The 15895-nt window shown below is 62.1% G+C and carries 14 protein-coding genes; 9 read left to right on the forward strand and 5 right to left on the reverse strand.

The window, feature by feature from the left end; genetic code table 11:
* Window positions 1-12: 12 nt before the first annotated feature.
* From atpA to BVH06_RS13035, 8 genes are all read left to right on the forward strand, one after another.
* Complete coding sequence (atpA, locus tag BVH06_RS13000) at window positions 13-1557, forward strand: F0F1 ATP synthase subunit alpha (RefSeq protein ID WP_013793554.1); 1545 nt, start codon at window positions 13-15, stop codon at window positions 1555-1557.
* Between the two features lie 50 nt (window positions 1558-1607).
* Window positions 1608-2468, forward strand: a complete 861-nt coding sequence (gene atpG, locus BVH06_RS13005; RefSeq protein WP_027904139.1) for a F0F1 ATP synthase subunit gamma — start codon at window positions 1608-1610, stop codon at window positions 2466-2468.
* Window positions 2469-2495: 27 nt separating this feature from the next.
* On the forward strand, window positions 2496-3872 hold the full coding sequence (gene atpD, locus BVH06_RS13010; RefSeq protein WP_013793552.1) for a F0F1 ATP synthase subunit beta: 1377 nt from the start codon (window positions 2496-2498) through the stop codon (window positions 3870-3872).
* Between the two features lie 42 nt (window positions 3873-3914).
* Window positions 3915-4343 (forward strand): F0F1 ATP synthase subunit epsilon, encoded by a 429-nt coding sequence (locus BVH06_RS13015; protein ID WP_070884871.1) that lies wholly within the window; start codon window positions 3915-3917, stop codon window positions 4341-4343.
* Window positions 4344-4541: 198 nt separating this feature from the next.
* Entirely contained in the window at window positions 4542-5906 is a 1365-nt protein-coding gene (gene glmU, locus BVH06_RS13020) for a bifunctional UDP-N-acetylglucosamine diphosphorylase/glucosamine-1-phosphate N-acetyltransferase GlmU (protein WP_075934321.1), read from the forward strand.
* Between the two features lie 135 nt (window positions 5907-6041).
* Complete coding sequence (locus BVH06_RS13025) at window positions 6042-6815, forward strand: DeoR/GlpR family DNA-binding transcription regulator (protein WP_075929018.1); 774 nt, start codon at window positions 6042-6044, stop codon at window positions 6813-6815.
* 10 nt (window positions 6816-6825) lie between these two features.
* Complete coding sequence (gene glmS / locus BVH06_RS13030) at window positions 6826-8664, forward strand: glutamine--fructose-6-phosphate transaminase (isomerizing) (protein WP_075934322.1); 1839 nt, start codon at window positions 6826-6828, stop codon at window positions 8662-8664.
* Window positions 8664-9311, forward strand: coding sequence for a YitT family protein (locus BVH06_RS13035; protein WP_075934323.1), 648 nt, complete (start codon window positions 8664-8666; stop codon window positions 9309-9311). The genes glmS and BVH06_RS13035 overlap by 1 nt, the downstream gene beginning before the upstream one ends.
* A 61-nt stretch (window positions 9312-9372) precedes the next feature.
* Here BVH06_RS13035 and map read toward each other — a convergent pair whose 3' ends face one another.
* A complete protein-coding gene (map, locus tag BVH06_RS13040) occupies window positions 9373-10140 on the reverse strand; it encodes a type I methionyl aminopeptidase (RefSeq protein ID WP_075929021.1) in 768 nt (255 codons plus the stop codon).
* Window positions 10137-10346 (reverse strand): ParD-like family protein, encoded by a 210-nt coding sequence (locus BVH06_RS13045; RefSeq protein WP_075929022.1) that lies wholly within the window; start codon window positions 10344-10346, stop codon window positions 10137-10139. Before BVH06_RS13045 ends, map begins: the two co-directional genes overlap by 4 nt.
* A 418-nt stretch (window positions 10347-10764) precedes the next feature.
* Here BVH06_RS13045 and BVH06_RS13050 point away from each other — a divergent pair, with 418 nt between their 5' ends.
* On the forward strand, window positions 10765-12657 hold the full coding sequence (locus tag BVH06_RS13050) for a PhoX family phosphatase (protein ID WP_075934324.1): 1893 nt from the start codon (window positions 10765-10767) through the stop codon (window positions 12655-12657).
* Between the two features lie 12 nt (window positions 12658-12669).
* On the opposite strand, the gene BVH06_RS13055 is transcribed toward BVH06_RS13050, so the two are convergent.
* Genes BVH06_RS13055 through BVH06_RS13065 form a run of 3 tightly spaced genes read right to left on the reverse strand, consistent with a single transcriptional unit; the run spans window position 12670 to window position 15772 of the window.
* Window positions 12670-13218, reverse strand: coding sequence for a TadE family protein (locus BVH06_RS13055; protein ID WP_075934325.1), 549 nt, complete (start codon window positions 13216-13218; stop codon window positions 12670-12672).
* An 8-nt stretch (window positions 13219-13226) separates the two neighbouring features.
* Window positions 13227-15254 carry a pilus assembly protein TadG-related protein gene (locus BVH06_RS13060; RefSeq protein WP_075934326.1) on the reverse strand — a complete coding sequence of 676 codons (2028 nt, stop codon included), beginning with the start codon at window positions 15252-15254 and terminating at the stop codon, window positions 13227-13229.
* 50 nt (window positions 15255-15304) lie between these two features.
* On the reverse strand, window positions 15305-15772 hold the full coding sequence (locus BVH06_RS13065) for a TadE/TadG family type IV pilus assembly protein (protein WP_075929026.1): 468 nt from the start codon (window positions 15770-15772) through the stop codon (window positions 15305-15307).
* Window positions 15773-15895 lie beyond the last annotated feature (123 nt).

Consider the following 15895-nt stretch of genomic DNA (forward strand, 5'->3'; position numbering starts at 1 on the left):
GGCAGCAGAGCTATGCAGCAACTCAATCCTTCCGAAATTAGTGAAATCATCAAGGGACGTATCGAGAAACTCGACGTCTCTTCCCAAGCCCGTAACGAAGGCACCATCGTCAGCGTATCCGACGGTATCGTGCGCATTCACGGTCTCGCCGACGTCATGTACGGCGAAATGATCGAGTTCCCGGGCAGCGTCTACGGTATGGCACTGAACCTGGAGCAGGACTCCGTCGGTGCCGTTGTCCTGGGTGCGTACACCACCCTGGCCGAAGGCATGAGCGCCAAGTGCACCGGTCGCATTCTGGAAGTTCCGGTTGGTCCGGAACTGCTGGGCCGCGTCGTCGACGCACTGGGCAACCCGATCGATGGCAAAGGCCCGATCAACACCGCCGCTACCGACGCTGTCGAGAAAGTGGCACCAGGTGTGATCTGGCGTAAGTCGGTCGACCAGCCGGTACAGACTGGCTACAAGTCGGTCGATGCCATGATTCCGGTAGGCCGTGGCCAGCGCGAGCTGATCATCGGTGACCGTCAGATCGGTAAGACTGCCCTGGCCGTCGACGCCATCATCAACCAGAAGAACAGCGGCATCTTCTGCGTCTACGTAGCCGTTGGTCAGAAGCAATCGACCATCGCCAACGTGGTTCGCAAACTGGAAGAGTCCGGTGCTCTGGCCAACACCATCGTCGTCGCTGCTTCGGCTTCCGAATCCGCTGCGCTGCAGTTCCTGGCTCCTTACGCCGGCTGCACCATGGGCGAATACTTCCGCGACCGCGGTGAAGATGCACTGATCGTTTACGATGACCTGTCCAAGCAGGCCGTTGCGTACCGTCAGATCTCCCTGCTGCTGCGCCGTCCGCCAGGCCGTGAAGCCTACCCGGGCGACGTGTTCTATCTCCACAGCCGTCTGCTGGAGCGTGCTTCGCGCGTTTCCGAAGAGTACGTCGAGAAGTTCACCAACGGCGCCGTGACTGGCAAGACCGGTTCCCTGACCGCTCTGCCGATCATCGAAACCCAGGCTGGCGACGTTTCCGCGTTCGTTCCGACCAACGTGATTTCCATCACCGACGGTCAGATCTTCCTGGAATCGGCCATGTTCAACTCGGGTATCCGTCCGGCGGTCAACGCCGGTATCTCGGTATCCCGTGTGGGTGGTGCTGCGCAGACCAAGATCATCAAGAAGCTCTCCGGTGGCATCCGTACCGCTCTGGCTCAGTACCGTGAACTGGCGGCATTCGCCCAGTTCGCGTCCGACCTGGACGAAGCCACCCGCAAGCAGCTCGAGCATGGTCAGCGCGTTACCGAGCTGATGAAGCAGAAGCAATACGCTCCGATGTCCATCGCGGACATGGCGCTGTCGCTGTATGCCGCCGAGCGTGGTTTCCTGACCGACATCGAAGTCGCCAAGATCATCAGCTTCGAGCAGGCTCTGATCGCCTTCTTCAACCGTGATCACGCCGACCTGATGGCGAAGATCAACGAGAAGGGTGACTTCAACGACGACATCGATGGCCAGCTCAAAGCCGGTATCGAGAAGTTCAAAGCCACCCAAACCTGGTAAGCCGCAGCGGGCGTCGCGAGACGCCCGCCTGCTAACCCGATAGGTGTGAAATGGCAGGCGCAAAAGAGATTCGCAGCAAGATTGCGAGCATCAAAAGCACGCAGAAGATCACCAGCGCCATGGAAAAGGTGGCGGTCAGCAAGATGCGCAAGGCACAACAGCGCATGGCAGCTAGCCGTCCCTACGCGGAGCGTATCCGCCAGGTAATTGGTCATCTGGCCAACGCCAACCCGGAATACCGTCATCCCTTCATGATCGAACGCGAAGTAAAGCGCGTCGGTTACGTGGTGGTGAGTTCGGACCGTGGTCTGTGCGGTGGCTTGAATACCAACCTGTTCAAGGCCCTGGTCAAGGACATGTCGGCAAACCGCGAGCGCGGCGTGGAGATCGATCTCTGCGTAGTTGGCAGCAAGGGTGCGGCATTCTTCCGCAACTTTGGTGGCAACGTGGTCGCTGCAATCAGCCACCTCGGCGAAGAGCCGTCGATCAACGATCTGATCGGCAGCGTCAAGGTGATGCTCGATGCTTACCTGGAAGGGCGCATCGACCGTTTGTCCGTGGTTTCCAACAAGTTCATCAATACCATGACCCAGAAGCCAACCGTGGAGCAGCTGATCCCACTGGTGGCCGATCCGGATCAGGAACTGAAACACCACTGGGACTACCTGTACGAACCCGACGCCAAGCAGCTGCTTGACGGGCTGATGGTGCGCTACGTGGAGTCGCAGGTGTACCAGGCAGTGGTCGAGAACAATGCAGCCGAACAGGCCGCACGGATGATCGCGATGAAGAACGCCACCGATAACGCTGGCGACCTCATCAAAGACCTGCAGTTGATCTACAACAAGGCACGTCAGGCAGCGATCACCCAGGAAATTTCGGAAATCGTCGGCGGCGCTGCCGCGGTTTAACGGTTCAAATATTCAGAGGAACCAAAGATGAGTAGCGGACGTATCGTTCAAATCATCGGCGCCGTCATCGACGTGGAATTCCCGCGTGACAAGGTGCCGAGTGTTTATGAAGCGCTGAAAGTAGTCGGCGCCGAAACCACTCTGGAAGTTCAGCAGCAGCTGGGCGACGGCGTGGTGCGTACCATTGCGATGGGTTCGACCGAAGGCCTCAAGCGTGGTCTGAACGTCGACAGCACCGGCGCTGGCATCCAGGTACCGGTCGGGGTCAAGACCCTGGGCCGTATCATGGACGTGCTGGGCAACCCGATCGACGAAGCCGGCCCGATCGGCGAAGAAGAGCGCTGGGGCATTCACCGTGCCGCACCGACCTACGCCGAGCAATCCGGCTCCAACGAGCTGCTGGAAACCGGCATCAAGGTCATCGATCTGGTCTGCCCGTTCGCCAAGGGCGGTAAAGTCGGTCTGTTCGGTGGTGCCGGTGTCGGCAAGACCGTAAACATGATGGAGCTGATCCGTAACATCGCCATCGAGCACAGCGGTTATTCCGTGTTCGCCGGTGTGGGTGAGCGTACTCGTGAGGGTAACGACTTCTACCACGAGATGAAGGACTCCAACGTTCTCGACAAGGTAGCCCTGGTCTACGGCCAGATGAACGAGCCACCAGGCAACCGTCTGCGCGTCGCCCTAACCGGCCTGACCATGGCCGAGAAGTTCCGTGACGAAGGCCGTGACGTTCTGTTCTTCGTGGACAACATCTACCGCTATACCCTGGCCGGTACCGAAGTATCCGCTCTGCTCGGCCGTATGCCGTCGGCAGTAGGTTACCAGCCGACCCTGGCTGAAGAGATGGGTGTTCTGCAAGAGCGCATCACCTCCACCAAGACCGGTTCGATCACCTCGATCCAGGCCGTATACGTACCTGCGGACGACCTGACCGACCCGAGCCCGGCGACCACCTTCGCCCACTTGGATGCCACCGTCGTACTGTCCCGTGACATCGCCTCCCTGGGTATCTACCCGGCGGTCGACCCACTGGACTCGACTTCGCGCCAGCTGGACCCGAACGTGATCGGCCAGGAGCACTACGATACCGCTCGCGGCGTTCAGTACGTGCTGCAGCGCTACAAAGAGCTGAAGGACATCATCGCGATCCTCGGCATGGACGAACTGTCGGAAGAAGACAAGCAGCTGGTATCCCGTGCTCGTAAGATCCAGCGTTTTCTGTCCCAGCCGTTCTTCGTTGCTGAAGTGTTCACCGGCTCGCCAGGCAAGTACGTTTCCCTGAAGGACACCATCGCTGGTTTCAGCGGCATCCTCAAAGGTGAGTACGATCACCTGCCGGAGCAGGCGTTCTACATGGTCGGTGGCATCGAAGAAGCCATCGAGAAAGCGAAGAAACTGTAATCACCCGTGCGCCCGGCAACGGGCGCTTACGTGAGGCTAGATATGGCTATGACAGTCCATTGCGACATCGTCAGCGCAGAAGGCGAGATCTTCTCCGGTCTGGTCGAAATGGTGATCGCCCACGGTAACCTGGGTGATCTGGGGATCTCCCCAGGCCACGCACCGTTGATCACCGACCTCAAGCCGGGCCCGATTCGTCTGGTCAAGCAGGGTGGCGATACCGAGGTGTTCTACATCTCCGGTGGCTTCCTGGAAGTGCAGCCAAGCATGGTCAAGGTACTCGCCGACACCGTGCAACGTGCTGCCGATCTGGATGAAGCCTCCGCTCAGGAAGCCGTCAAAGCTGCCGAGAAAGCGCTGAGCGAGCAGGGAGCCGAGTTCGACTACGGTTCCGCCGCTGCTCGTCTGGCCGAAGCCGCAGCCCAGCTGCGCACCGTCCAGCAAATGCGCAAGAAGTTCGGCGGTAGCTGATACCGACGCTCTTCATCGTTGCTTGGAAAAGGGGTAGCCTTGGCTACCCTTTTTCTTGCCTGCGATTTAACCAAGGTTGTGGATAACCCGATCATGTGGGAGCGGCTTCAGCCGCGATGAACCCTTTTCTGATCGACACTCGCGCAACGGATTGCTGTGAACCCTCTTTCTTTCCGCTCTCGTTTATCTGGATCTGCCATGTCCCTCGATATCGTCATTCTCGCCGCTGGCCAGGGCACCCGCATGCGTTCGGCGCTACCCAAGGTGCTGCATCCGGTCGCTCACAAGCCCATGCTTGGCCACGTCATCGACACCGCCCGCAGCTTGCAGCCGCAGAGCATCCAGGTGGTGATCGGCCATGGCGCCGAGAAGGTACGCGAGCGCCTGGCGGCCGACGACCTGAGTTTCGTCATCCAGGCCGAGCAGTTGGGTACCGGTCACGCAGTGGCCCAGGCGCAACCGGCACTGACTGCCGACACGGTCTTGATCCTTTACGGCGACGTGCCGCTGATCGAGCCGGCGACCCTGCAACGCCTGCTGGAGCTGGTCAACGACAACCAGCTGGGCCTGCTCACCGTCGAGCTGGCCGACCCGACCGGCTACGGCCGCATCGTGCGTGACGAGCAGGGCGCCGTGCAGGCTATCGTCGAACACAAGGATGCCAGCGAGGCACAGCGGCAGATCCGTGAAGGTAACACCGGCATTCTCGCCGTGCCCGGCAAGCGCTTGGGCGATTGGCTGGGGCGGCTGTCGAACAGCAACGCCCAGGGCGAGTACTACCTGACCGACGTGATCGCCATGGCAGTCGCTGACGGCCTGGTGGTGGCCACCGCTACCGCTGCCGACGAAATGGAAGTGCTCGGCGCCAACGACCGTATCCAGCTCGCCCAGCTCGAGTGCCATTACCAGCAGCGCATGGCCCGTCGGCTGATGGCCCAGGGCGTAACCCTGCGCGACCCTCACCGTTTCGACGTGCGCGGTGAGGTGAGCGTGGGCCGCGACGTGACCATCGACATCAACGTGATCCTCGAAGGCCGCGTGATCATCGAGGACGACGTGCAGGTTGGCCCGAACTGCGTGATCAAGGACAGCACCTTGCGCAAAGGCGCCATCATCAAGGCCAACAGCCATCTGGAAGGCGCCGAAGTGGGTGAGGGCGCGGATTGCGGTCCATTCGCCCGTTTGCGGCCAGGCAGCGTACTGGGCGCCAAGGCCCATGTGGGTAACTTCGTGGAGCTGAAGAACGCCGTGCTGGGGGAGGGCGCCAAGGCCGGTCACCTGAGCTATCTGGGCGACGCCGAGGTCGGCGCGCGCACCAACATCGGTGCCGGCACCATCACCTGCAACTACGACGGCGCCAACAAGCATCGTACCGTGATGGGGACGGACGTCTTCGTCGGTTCCAACAGCGCGCTGGTTGCGCCCGTAACACTGGGTGATGGCGTCACTACCGCCGCTGGTTCGGTCATCACCTCTGACGTGCCGGCCAACAACCTGGCCGTCGCTCGCGGGCGCCAGCGTAATATCGATGGTTGGCAGCGTCCGATCAAGAAAAAGCCTTGAACGCACGCTGTGGATAACCTGGCGACCGGTGCAATACGATCGCTTCAGGTGTTATCCACGAACCCTGTGCTGCTTGACAGTAAAGCTTCGTTAGGTTTTGATTCGAGAAATTATCTTTCGAATCGAAACTTAAGCATGTCAAAACGCAACACGCCGCAACGTCGCCACACCATTCTTGCCCTGCTCACCGAGCTGGGCGAGGTGAGCGTTGACGCCTTGGCCAAGCGTTTCGCCACCTCCGAAGTAACCATTCGCAAGGATCTTGCCGCGCTGGAAGCCAACGGTCTGCTGTTGCGCCGTTATGGCGGCGCGGTGCCGCTGCCCCAGGAAATGATGGTCGAGAGCAGTCAGCCGGTGTCCCGCTACAAGCAGGCGATCGCCCGGGCTGGTGTGGCGCGCATCCGCGAGCATGCGCGGATCATCATCGACAGCGGCACCACAACCGCGGCGATGATCCCCGAGCTGGGCCACAAGCCCGGGCTGGTGGTGATGACCAATTCCCTGAATGTGGCCAACGCGCTGCGCGATATCGAGCACGAGCCGGTTTTGCTGATGACCGGCGGCACCTGGGACCCGCATTCGGAATCCTTCCAGGGCCAGGTCGCCGAGCAGGTGCTGCGCTCCTATGATTTCGACCAGCTGTTTATCGGAGCCGATGGTATCGACCTGCAGCGTGGTACCACCACCTTCAACGAGCTGCTGGGCCTTTCGCGCGTCATGGCCGAGGTGGCCCGTGAGGTGATCGTCATGGTCGAGAGCGACAAGATCGGCCGGCGCATTCCCAATCTCGAGCTGCCCTGGGGCAGCGTACACACCCTGATTACTGACGAGCGTCTCGACAGCGAGGCGCGCGAACAACTCTTGGCCCGCGGGATCCAGCTGATCTGCGCGGCCACTGACGCATCCTGAGGAGAACACTATGTGTGGCATCGTAGGCGCCATTGCCGAACGCAACATCACCGCCGTGCTGGTCGAGGGCCTCAAGCGCCTCGAATACCGCGGCTATGACAGCGCCGGTGTGGCGCTGCTCGATGACATGGGCAGCCTGCAGCGCCGTCGTCGCGTCGGCAAGGTCAGCGAACTGGAAGCGGCGCTGGATAGCGAACCACTGCCGGGCCGCCTGGGTGTCGCCCACACCCGTTGGGCCACCCACGGCGTGCCGACCGAAAACAATGCCCACCCACACTTTTCCGGCGACCAACTGGCGGTGGTGCACAACGGCATCATCGAAAACCATGGCCCGCTGCGTGAGCAACTGCAGGGCCTGGGTTATGCCTTCAGTTCGGATACCGACACCGAAGTCATCGTGCACCTGCTCGCTCACACCCTGAAAAGCCACAGCGACCTGGCCGACGCCCTCAAGGCGGTGGTCAAGCAGCTGCGCGGCGCCTACGGCCTGGCGGTGATCAGTGCGGCCAACCCGGATCGTCTGCTCGCCGCGCGCAGCGGCAGCCCGCTGGTGATCGGCCTGGGCCTGGGCGAGAACTTCCTCGCCTCCGACCAGCTCGCCCTGCGTCAGGTCACCGACCGTTTCATGTACCTGGAAGAGGGCGATATCGCCGAAATCCAGCGCGACAGCGTGCAGATCTGGGATACCAACGGTGACGTAGTGCAACGAGAAGCCGTGCAGTACCACGAAGGTGCCGATGCGGCCGACAAGGGCGTGTTCCGCCACTTCATGCTCAAGGAAATCCACGAGCAGCCCAAGGTCGTGCAGCGCACCCTGGAAGGCCGCCTCGGTAGCGACCATGTGCTGGTGCAGGCCTTTGGCCCCCAGGCCGCCGAGCTGTTCGCCAAGGTGCGCAACGTGCAGATCGTTGCCTGCGGCACCAGTTATCACGCCGGCATGGTCGCCCGCTACTGGCTCGAAGGGCTGGCGGGCATTCCCTGCCAGGTCGAGGTGGCCAGCGAGTTTCGCTACCGCCGTGTCGCGGTGCAGCCGGACACCCTGTTCGTCAGCATCTCGCAGTCCGGCGAAACGGCCGACACCCTGGCCGCGCTACGTAATGCCAAGGCCGATGGCGGCTACCTGGCCAGCCTGGCGATCTGCAACGTCGGCATCAGCTCGCTGGTGCGTGAGTCCGACCTGACCCTATTGACTCACGCCGGCCCCGAAATCGGCGTGGCTTCGACCAAGGCCTTCACCACCCAGCTGGTCGGCCTGATGCTGCTGACCCTGGCCATCGGCCAAGTCAAAGGCACGCTTGAAAAGGGCATCGCCGCCGAGCTGGTGGACGAGTTGCGTCGCCTGCCGGCGCGGCTGGATGAAGCCCTGGCGATGGACAAGATCGTCGAGAAGGTTTCCGAGCTGTTCGCCGAGAAGCACCACACCCTGTTCCTCGGCCGCGGCGCCCAGTACCCGGTGGCCATGGAAGGGGCGCTCAAACTCAAGGAAATCTCCTACATCCACGCCGAGGCCTATCCGGCGGGTGAGCTCAAGCACGGCCCGCTGGCCCTGGTCGATGCCGATATGCCGGTGGTTACCGTGGCGCCCAACAACGAGCTGCTCGACAAGCTGAAGTCCAACCTGCAGGTGGTTCGCGCCCGTGGCGGTGAACTGATCGTGTTCGCCGATGCCAGCGCCGCCATGAGCAATGGCGAAGGCACCCACGTGGTGAACATGCCGCACATCCACGACGCCCTGGCACCGATTCTCTACACCCTGCCGCTGCAGCTGCTGTCGTACCACGTCGCCGTGCTGCGCGGCACCGACGTCGATCAGCCACGCAACCTGGCCAAGTCGGTCACGGTGGAGTGATGGGCGACAAGGCTGCGCTGGTCCAGCTCGGGCCACTCGCCCAACTGCGTGCCGGCCACCTGCCGCAGCGTCTGCTGCAGCTGTTCGTCGGCCTGGCCTTCTTCGGCATTTCCATGGCGATGATGATCCGCGGCAACCTGGGGCTGTCGCCCTGGGATGCGCTGCATGTCGGGCTGGCCAAGTTGCTGCCGTTGAGCTTTGGCTGGATCGTGGTGGGCGTGTCCTTCCTGGTGCTGCTGCTGTGGATTCCGCTGCGGGAGATTCCCGGCCTCGGCACCATCGCCAACGCAGTGGTGATCGGCGTGGTGGCGGACTTCACCCTGCAGATGCTGGTGGCGCCGGAAGGCTTCGTCTGGCGCCTGCTGCTGACCCTGGGAGGCGTGCTGCTCTGCGGTTTCGGCTCGGCACTGTATATCGGCGCCCAGCTGGGGCGTGGCCCGCGTGACGGCCTGATGACCGGCTTGCATCGGGTAACCGGTTATTCGTTGCGCTCCATGCGCACCGCCATCGAACTGGCCGTGCTGCTGGTCGGCACCTTGCTCGCCGGCTACAAGGTGCTGGGCATCGGCACCCTGCTGTTCGCCTTTGGCATTGGGCCGCTGACCCAACTGATGCTGCCTTGGGTGCTGGTTACGCTGGATAGCTGATTGAACTTATGCGGCCACCGGCTGAATAGGTAGACCGGCCGGCTTTGACGTTAAACCTGTATCAGCGCAGCGGCGTCTCATCCGGTCGCAGGGTCAGCACGCGGACGCCATCGGCGGTGACGGCAACGGTGTGCTCGAACTGCGCGGACAGCAGCCCATCGTTGGTGACTACCGTCCAACCGTCACGCAAGGTTTTAGTACCGGGCTTGCCCTGGTTGATCATCGGCTCGATGGTGAAGGTCATGCCTTCGCGCAGGGTCAGGCCGGTTCCAGCCTTGCCCCAGTGCAGCACTTCCGGTGCTTCATGCATCTGTTTGCCGATGCCATGACCGCAATACTCACGTACCACCGAATAGCCGTGGGCGCGGGCGTGGCGTTCGATGGCATGGCCAATGTCGCCCAGCCGGCCGCCGGGTCGTACCGCCGCGATACCTTTCCATAGCGCCTCGTAGGTCACGCGGGTAAGGCGCTCTGCTTCCGGCGAAACGCTACCGATCAGGTAGGTCTTGCTGGAGTCGGCGATATAGCCGTTCTTTTCCAGAGTGATATCGAAATTCACCAGGTCGCCGTTCTGCAATACGTCTTTGGCGCTCGGCACCCCGTGGCACACCACTTGGTTGATGGAAGCGTTGAGCGAATAGGCGAAACCGTACTGGCCTTTACTGGCCGGGCGTGACTTGAGGTTGTGGACAATGAAGTTATCCACAATGCCGTCGACCTGCAGGGTCGACATCCCGCACAGCTCCAGCTGATCGAGGTGAGTGAAGACCGAGGCCAATAACTGGCCGGCCTCGGCCATCAGGGTAATTTCCTCCGGCGTCTTGATCATGACGCGTTCGCCAGGCCGGGCGCCGATACCCCGGCAGCACGCAGCTCGGCGGCCATCACTTGGTTGAAGCTCAGGGTCGGATTCATTTCACAGAGCATGCCGATGCGAATCCAGAACCCGGCCTGAGCATTGATGGAGCGGTGCGACACGCTGCTTGCTCGGCGAATCTGGTCGTGCAGCTCGTCTTCGATATTGACGATACCCATGGTCAAGCCTCTATACGTTTCGTATATGAATCATATAGTTCCCGTGTACTATTGCCCAGCTCGTTCATCGGGGCTGTGACCATTCTTATTGGTCAAGAATTGATCAGAAAAGCCATGAGCAGCGTCTTTACTGGCTTTCATAGCTATATCCACAGGTGATAAGAGATTTTATCCAAGACATCTGTGCATAACCTAGGAGCATGTGATCAATTACTGAACAATTAATCGTAGAGGGCGGGGCACTAAGCGCCCAGCAACTCGCTACCAGCTTATCCACAGCTTGAATCACGATAATTGTGCATGGCCGTCCATTAATTCACAGCCCCGTGATGAGAAGAGCATTTAGCGATTTCGTCATCCAATCGTCATCAAACTTGCCTAGCGTCCCTGCGCATCAGAAGAACGCAGGAGCGCCGTGATGCATGATGATCAATTGACCGACCTCGAACGCCTGACCCTTTCCCGTCGCCGTTTCATCGGTGCCGGAGCGCTGACCGGCGCAGCGCTGTTTCTTGGCGGCGGTTTGCTGAGCCGTAGCGTACTGGCCGAGTCGATCGGTGCCACGATCCCCAGCCCTCTGCTGGGTTTCGCCAACCTGGCGGCCTCCACTGCCGATACCATCACCCTGCCGCCGGGCTATTCGTTCCGCCCGCTGATCAGCTGGGGCCAGCCTTTGCAGGCCGGCGGGCCGGCCTTCAAGGGCGATGGCAGCAACAGCGCGGCTGAACAGTTGCTGCAGTTCGGTGACAACACCGATGGCATGAGCTTCTTCCCCTGGCCTGGCGACCCCGACCGCGCGCTGATGGCCATCAACAACGAATACGTGAATTATCGTTATCTGCTGGCCCATGGCGGCCTGCCGAAATCCGCCGAGGACGTGCGCAAGGCGCAGAACGCCGAGGGCGTGACGGTGATCGAGGTGCGGCGCAGTGGTGCCGGCTGGGGCTTCGTGCAGGGCTCGCCTTATAACCGTCGTGTGCATGGCAACCTGCCGATCGAGGTGAGCGGCCCGGCACGGGGCCACGAGCTGCTCAAGACAGAGGCCGACCCGGCCGGTATCGAAGTGCTCGGCACCTTCCAGAACTGCTCCAGCGGTCAGACGCCCTGGGGCACCTACCTGACCTGCGAAGAGAACTTCAGCGACTGCTTCGGCAGTAGTGATGCCAACCTGCAATTCAGCCCCGATCAGAAGCGCTTCAGCGTGCTGCACGCCAGCGCCGAGAACGAGTGGCACCGTTTCGACCCGCGCTTCGATATCGCCAAGAACCCCAACGAGCTGAACCGCCACGGCTGGATCGTCGAGATCGACCCGTTCGACCCGCAAGCCAAGCCGATCAAGCGCACCGCCCTGGGCCGTTTCAAGCACGAGAACGCGGCGCTGACCACCACCCGCGATGGCCGCGTGGTGGTGTACATGGGCGATGACGAGCGTGGCGAGTTCATCTACAAGTTCATCACCCGCGACCGCCTGGACCGCAGCAATGCCAAGGCCAATCGCCATATCCTCGATCAGGGCACGCTTTACGTGGCGCGTTTCGACGAGGGCAACGGTGATGCCGATCACCCGAAAGGCCGCGGCCGCTGGATCGAGCTGACCGCCGGCAAGCATGGCCTGACCGCCGAGCATGGCTTCGCCAACCAGGCCGAGGTGGTGATTCGCGCGCGGCAGGCCGGCACCCACGTCGGCGCCACGCGCATGGATCGCCCCGAGTGGATCACCGTCAGCCCCAAGGACGGCCAGGTTTACTGCACCCTCACCAACAACAGCAAGCGCGGTGAGCCGGGGCAGCCGGTCGGCGGCCCGAACCCGCGGGCGAACAACCTGTACGGGCAGATTCTGCGGTGGCGCGAGCACGCTGACGACGCTGCTGCCATGGATTTCGAGTGGGATCTGTTCGTGGTTGCCGGCAACCCGGTGGTGCATGCCGGAACGCCCCAGGCGGGTAGCCATGCGATCAACGCCGATAACATGTTCAACAGCCCGGATGGTGTTGGTTTCGATACTGGCGGCCGCCTGTGGATCCAGACCGACGGCAAATACAGCAACAAGGGCGACTACGTCGGCATGGGCAATAACCAGATGCTCTGCGCCGACCCGCACACCGGCGAGATCCGCCGTTTCATGGTCGGCCCGGTCGGCTGCGAGGTGACCGGCCTGGCCTTCTCGCCGGATTACAAGAGCATGTTCGTGGGCATCCAGCACCCGGGCGAAGAGGGCGGCTCGAGCTTCCCGGATCACCAGGCTGGCGTGCATCCCCGCTCGACGGTGGTGGTCATCACCCGTGAAGATGGCGGTGTAATCGGCGCCTGATCAGGGCCCCGCTCAGAGGGTGACGGTGGTGGCGCCACGGATGACCACTTCACCGTTGTCCTCGGGCAGGCTGGGGATCGTTATCCCCAGCAGCCGCAGAGTGGGCACGATGGCTCGCTGGTCGCTGGGCCCGTCGTGGTTGTAGCCGCGTTGCAGACAGACGTGCAGCACGTAGCGCGGTGCGGCCGGGTCGCGATTGTCGAGGGCGATGTTGCCGTAGGACGGCTGGCCATCATGGCTTGGCAACGGGCTCCAGTTCAGGCCGGCGGCGTCCTGCTCGGGCGCCGGGCAATTGCCACCGCGCCAGCTTTCCGGAAGCCAGCTGCGTTGCACGACCGCCGTGACTTCCCGGCTGATCAGCTGAGTGTAGGCGGCATTGCCCGGGTCGACCTGCAACGTCGCGCGGGCGGCATCGGCGCTGACCTGCTTGAAGGTCAGCAGTAACAGCATCGGAATGCTGTAAGCGATGATCCCGTACACCACCACGAAGAACACCGCGAACAACATGGCGAACTCGATGGCCACGGCGCCTAGCTGGCTACTTTTCCCTGGACGTTTCATCGCTCACCTCAGCGAATCAACTGCGGGATGCCGCAGCTGATGCTGTGTACCTTGATTTCGCTTTTTCCGAGATCGAGGCCGAGGTTGGTGAGCAGGCTGCTGACGGCACTGCCCACGGCGTTGAGCACGGGCTTGAGCGCATCGAGAACCGGATTGAGGATGGTGAGCAGAAGGGGTTGGGAGTTACTGCTCAAGCCGAGGGACGAGGCCAGGCCGGTAAGGACACTGCTGAGCAGGCCGCCCTGCGGTTGCGTCTGCAACGAGGAAATCAGTTCGGTGCGGCATTGCATCTTGTTCGTGGTGCAGTTGTTCAGCAGCAACTTGTTGTGCCACTCGTCGGGCATCGTCGTGTCCAGCAACAGTGCTACCGGGCGGGGCCAGGTCAGCCCGTCCGCTTTCATGGCGGCGCGAATGGCGTCCTTGTTGGGGTAGGTGGCCAGGTATTTGTCCGCGATCTCAGTTGCTTGGCCAGATGTGAGGCGGGGATAGCCATTGGCGTCCTTGGGCGCGCCGACACCGATCATTCGGCTGACCTGGGAGAGCAGGTTGGCGACCGAATCGCCAATCTTCAGATTATTGACTTGAGTGATTTCGGATTCATCTTCAGCGAGGGTCAGTTCGTCCCGCACGGGATTGTTGCCGGTGGCGATCAGAGGCACGGCGGCCTTGCCCTTGATCAGGTCGACGTTCAGCAGCCTGACGATACTGGTCTCCTGAATGGTGGACTCGGTGCAACTGGCCCGGGTCGACCACATTGCGCCGCCGGGCATCTCGCCGATGCAGATGTTGCCGACCGTGGACTCGACTTCGATGGTCGCCTCGGGCTCGGCGCGCGAGCAGTCGATGGCGGTTAGCTCGCCCTTGGCACTGACCAGATCGATGATTATCGGCAGCTTGATCGAAGTGCCGAGCAAATTGAGCAGAGAGCTCGCCAGGGGCACATTGTTGCTGTCGATATCGATGTGCAGGCGAGTCTGTGCATTGAAGGCCGTGGTGCCCACTGGCCCGATGCCAATGGCCGGTGGCTCCACGACGCCGAGCTTCAGCTTCACTGCGCCGAGAAGATTGAGCTCATCCACCAGCAATCCACGCCCCTGAACCGCAGTCACCAGGCCTGTGGATAACACCTCGCCCAGCGCCAGCCTGGCGTCCAGGGCAGAGCCCACGGCCTGGCCGGGGCCGGTTATCAGCTTGAGCAGGCCGGGACGATCTTCGGTCGCCAACAGGTTCACCGTGGCATCTTTCAACTGCGTGTTCGCCAGTGTCGCGCCCAGTGCCCTGATATCGGCGGCCAGTGCCTGGTCGTGATCTATCAGGTTGGCCGAAACGTCGACCAGCCGCTGGATGCCTACCGCGCCGACCCGGGTATCCACCAGGTTCGCCAGGCCTTCAGGCGTAAGCGCCCTCAACTGATTGATGCCGACGTCCACTCCCAGCGCCTGCAGCAAGCCGGCGGGGGTGATTTGGGCGTTCGCCAGGCCCTGGGAATCGAGCACCGTCAGCGCGCTGACGTTCGCACCGGCGGCTGTGAGTAACCTCGGCACCAGCCCGTTGGCATTGAGATCCAGCAATTGCGCGCCGACGCTGAAGACCGTCAGCGGGTCGCTGTCTTTCTCGGCCACGGCAACGGCTTGCAGCCTTACGCTGTCGCTGCCGGTCAGCCCGAACAGGCTGCCGGTGCGCACCACGATGCTGGCGGGTACCTGGCTGCTGGTGACCACGCGAACCGCCCGGCCATTGGCGGCGTCGGCGACTGGAACGCGCAGGCCGTCGACGATCGAAACGCTCACGCAGGACGAACTCAGCGCGCGCCCGGCGCCCTGGACGAAACCATAGGACGCGGCATTCTCCACGGCATAGACCTGGGCAAGGGCAGTATCCAGCGAGCAATTGCCGGAGGCGAGCCGCGATATGGATTCCAGAGCCGCGGTGTCCGCCAGCTTCTGCAGGTTGCGCTGCTCGAGGTACAGGCGGCCGCTGTCGATCACCAGGGCCAGAAACAGGATGGCCATGACCAGGGTCGCTGCGCTCAGCATGCTGAAGGCGCCTCGCTGGCGGTGACGGTCGGGACCATATCGGCGCATGCTCAGCCCCCCGCGCCATTGCTGTACAGACGGATTTTCGCCTCGCCGCGGATCTCGTCCGGCAACTGAGGCACCTTCCAGCCGAGAATCGAGAAGGGCGGCATGATGCTTTCCGGGTCGTCATGGCGCACGCACACGCTCCACACCGCCCCGGTTTTCAGGAAGCCGTCGTAACCCTCGCACGGTTGCGCCCAGGCTTGCGGCAACCACGAATTGCGCACGCTCTGCTGCACACGTTGTTGATACAGGACGATCTGTTCGGGTGACGGGGCGCGGGTGTCGGGCGAGCGGATGGCGTCACGCAGGGCTTCGGTAGCCAGTTCCTGATAGGTGGCGCCAAGCAGAAACGGGATGCTGTAACCGACCAGCCCGTAGAGAATCAGGAAGAAGATGATGAAGGCGATCGAGAACTCGACGGCGGCAGCGCCTCGCTGCCTGTAAGCCGAGCCAGAACCAGCTGAGTGAGGCACTTCCCTGATCCCCGAAAGCGGTTGGATCCATGCGTTCCGGCGGCGTGACGGGCCTGTGGATAAATCGGCCCGAAGCCGACTGCCAAAAGCCTGATGCACGCGCCACTGACTTCGTAATAGCAC

The sequence above is a fragment of the Pseudomonas sp. PA27(2017) genome, assembly GCF_001945445.1.
Lineage (GTDB): Bacteria > Pseudomonadota > Gammaproteobacteria > Pseudomonadales > Pseudomonadaceae > Aquipseudomonas.